This window comes from Amaricoccus sp. (genome assembly GCF_017993425.1).
GTDB lineage: Bacteria > Pseudomonadota > Alphaproteobacteria > Rhodobacterales > Rhodobacteraceae > Amaricoccus.
Genome location: NZ_JAGOMQ010000092.1, coordinates 1 through 3,224 on the forward strand (window position 1 = coordinate 1; position 3,224 = coordinate 3,224).

3 protein-coding genes are annotated in these 3,224 nt (G+C 73.7%); 2 read left to right on the forward strand and 1 reads right to left on the reverse strand.

Features of this window, described 5'->3' with window-relative positions; genetic code table 11:
* On the forward strand, positions 1-1,425 hold a 1,425-nt coding region (locus KBB57_RS19975; protein ID WP_290754143.1), incomplete at its 5' end, for a HEAT repeat domain-containing protein.
* Positions 1,425-2,159 (forward strand): metallophosphoesterase family protein, encoded by a 735-nt coding sequence (locus KBB57_RS19980; protein WP_290754145.1) that lies wholly within the window; start codon positions 1,425-1,427, stop codon positions 2,157-2,159. The genes KBB57_RS19975 and KBB57_RS19980, both read left to right, overlap by 1 nt.
* A gap of 65 nt (positions 2,160-2,224) precedes the next feature.
* Here the strand turns inward: KBB57_RS19980 and KBB57_RS19985 are convergent.
* The coding region (locus KBB57_RS19985) for a hypothetical protein (protein ID WP_290754146.1) at positions 2,225-3,224 on the reverse strand (1,000 nt) is incomplete at its 5' end.

The following is a 3,224-nucleotide window of genomic DNA, read 5'->3' on the forward strand; positions in this document are numbered from 1 at the left end:
CCGGCCCGGTTCTGGCGGCGGATCCTCGGGACCGAGCTGGTCCGCGACGCGGGCGAGTGGATCCAGAAGCTGGTCGCCAACCGGAGCGCGGCGATCGCCCGCGGCGATGATCTCAGCCCCGAACAGGCCGAACAGGCGTGGCGCGCGATCTTCGATCTGTGTCAGCACCACAGCCTCTCGCCGCCGCCCGAAGTCACGCGCGCGCTCGGCCTCGGTCGGCGCAGCGATGCGCCGCGCCCGGGTGTGCGCCCTGGGACCGGCGCGAGCGCGTCGGCCCGCGTGCCGGCCGCGGACGATTCGCGTCCGCCCTCGGTGCCGATGCGCGCGGCCGAGCGCGCCCCGTCCGCGCCGCTGCGGGCGGCGAGCGAGCGAGCCCCGTCCGCGCCGATGCGGGCGGCGGCGCCGCTGCGGCCGGGGTCGGGGCCGAGCCCCGCGGCGCCATCGGCCGAGCCGGCGCGGGCCACCGCTGATACGGCTCGCACGGCGGCGCTGGCGGAGGTGCGGGGCGGACCGGCCGCTCGCGCGGGCTCCGGGGTCGAGCTTCGCGGGCCGGTCGAGCCGCCGCGAGCGGCCGCTTCGTTGCCGCGTCCGCGCCGCAGCGCCCAGGAGTCGGTCGCGGTCGCGGGGGAGATCGGCGCAGGGGCGCCGGTGGGGCTTCGCGGTCCGCCGCCTGCTCGCCCGCCGGAGCCGCCGCTGCTGGTGCTCGAGCAGCCGGCCGTGGACCCGCCGGCGCGTCCGGCCGCGGATCCGAAGCAGCTCGCGCGGGCGATGGCCATCCTCTCTGGCGGAGGTCCTATCGGCGAGGCGATGGCGGTGCTTCCGTCGCTGGAGGAGGACGACCTCCTGGCCGTGATGCCGGCGCTGGCCGAGCTCGGGGCCCGGGTGGTGCCCGAGTTGCTGACCTTACTCGGCTCGGGGGCTCGCCCGCTGCGCCAGGCGGCGGCGATCCTCCTCGGACTGGCCCGCGACCGCCGCGCGATCGATCCCCTGGTGGCGCTGCTGGGCGCGGAGAGCTCCGCCGTGTGGATCGACGCCGCGAAGGCGCTCGGCAACTTCGGACCGCGGGTCGTCGGGCCGCTGTGCGCGCTGCTCCGCGGCAGCACGGGCGATCGCCGCGAGGCGCTCCTCGGCCGCGCGGCGCGAGCCCTGGCCGAGCTCGTGGTCTCGGACGGAGACGCGCCAGGGGGCGCAGGACGCCTGGCGGTCGAAAATCTGCTCGAGGTCGGTGACCCCTCGGTTTCCTCCGCGGCCAGGCGAGCGCTTGCTACACTCGCCGACGTGCAAGGCGAGGGGCGCGGCGCGGGCATGGGGACGGAGGATCGCGTCGAGCGAGACATCCGTCGCTTCTCGACGCGGGCCTACGAGGCCATCACCACGCCGGAGCTCGACGCCGACGGCGATTTCGAAGTGGTCGGGGACGACTGATGCGTTACGGAATTTTTAGCGACACTCACGCCAACCACGACGCCCTCGAGGCGGTCCTTCGCGCCCTGGACCGGGAGAAGGTCGACGCCCTCGTGTGCCTCGGCGACACGGTCGGCTACGGCGCCCAGCCCAACGAGTGCTGCGACATCGTCAAGCGGGTCACCCGCTACACGATCCTCGGCAACCACGACGCGGCGGTCGCCGGGCGCATGGACTACAGCTACTACTACGACGCCGCCCGCGAGGCGCTGGACTGGCACGCCGGTCAGCTGACCCAGGACAACATGGCCTGGCTGCGCAAGCTCAACTACTTCGAGAAGGATGGGATGACCCACTTCTGCCACGGGTCGCCGGTCGACCTCGAGGAGTTCGAGTACATCTTCAGCGTCGAGCAGGCCCAGACCTGCATCCCGATCTGGGAGTCGCTCGGGCAGATCACGTTCATCGGCCACTCGCACCTGTGCAAGTCCTTCGCGGTCGGCCGCGATCGGGTCTACGAGGTCGTCACCAAGAGCTTCGAGGTCCACCCGGAGTTTCGCTACATCGTGTCGGTCGGCTCGGTCGGTCAGCCGCGTGACCACGACCCGCGCGCCAGCTACACGCTCTACGACTCTGCTCGGGGGGTCTTCGAGTTCAAGCGCGTCGAGTACGATGTGAATGCGGCGGCGCGGAAGATCTTCGGCGACCAGCGGCTGTCCGATAGCTTCGGGGCTCGGCTGTTCGCGGGCGTTTGAGGCGGCGCCTGGGCCGTGCGGCCGCACTCGCCCGGCGCGGCGAGTGAGGCGGTGCCCGTGCGGGCTTACTGGAGCGCTGCGACGGACTCGGCGCGGTGGCGCGAGGGCACGCGCAGGGCCGGTGCGTCGACGAGGTCGTGGATGAGCGCGGAGACCAGCTGGTCGTAGGAGAGGCCGGCGGCGCGGGCGACCTTGGCGACGACGCCGGCCTGATGCAGCGGCGGGAGCGGCTCGACCTCGAGGATGACCTCGTTGTGGCGCTCGTGAAGGATGAGGTCGACGCGCGCGGGGCCGCGGGTCAGGCCGAGGGCCGAGGCGGCGTGGAGGGCGAGGTTGTCGATGCCGTGGCGGCGGCTGCGGGACAGGCTGGGCGGGCAGACCATGGCGCAGATCTGCCGGGGGGCGGCCGGGTCGCGCTCGACCTCCATGGCGCCGAGGATCCGACCATCGAGGAGGACGACCTGGATCTCGCGGCCGGCGACGGCCCGCTCGAGCAGCCAGCCGCCGCCGGGCCGGTGATGCTCGTCGGCGGCGAGGGCGACGCTCGCGGCGTCCCCGAGAAAGCGCACGCCGGCGCCGAGGCTGCCGTGACGGGGCTTGAGGACGGCGGGCCAGCCGAGCAGGCCGAGGGCCTGACGGTCGAGGCTCTCACCGGAGAGGGCGAGGGTCGCGGGCACCGGGAGGGAGTGAAAGCCGAGGATCTGGCGGGCCCGCAGCTTGTCGAAGGCGAGGGCTGCAGCGGCCGCAGAGGGGCCCACGAAGGGGATCTGGCGCAGGGCGAGCAGGCCCTGGAGCTCGCCGGTGCCGCCGGCCGGACCGTGGGTGGCGAGGATGCAGGCGGAGATCCTGGCGGCCCTGAGGGTCAGGTCGAGGTCGTCGTCGGCCGCGAGGGGGGTCGCGTCATGGCCGAGGCGGCGCAGCGCGGCGACAAGATCTTGGCCACTTTGCGTGTCGATTTGGCTATCATCGTCCGCGGTGGGGGTCTGGCCGCGCGCGGCGGGGTCTCCACCCAGGACCGGTGCAGCCATCAGGACGCCGAAGTTGTGCGTGCGCATGACGTAGGGC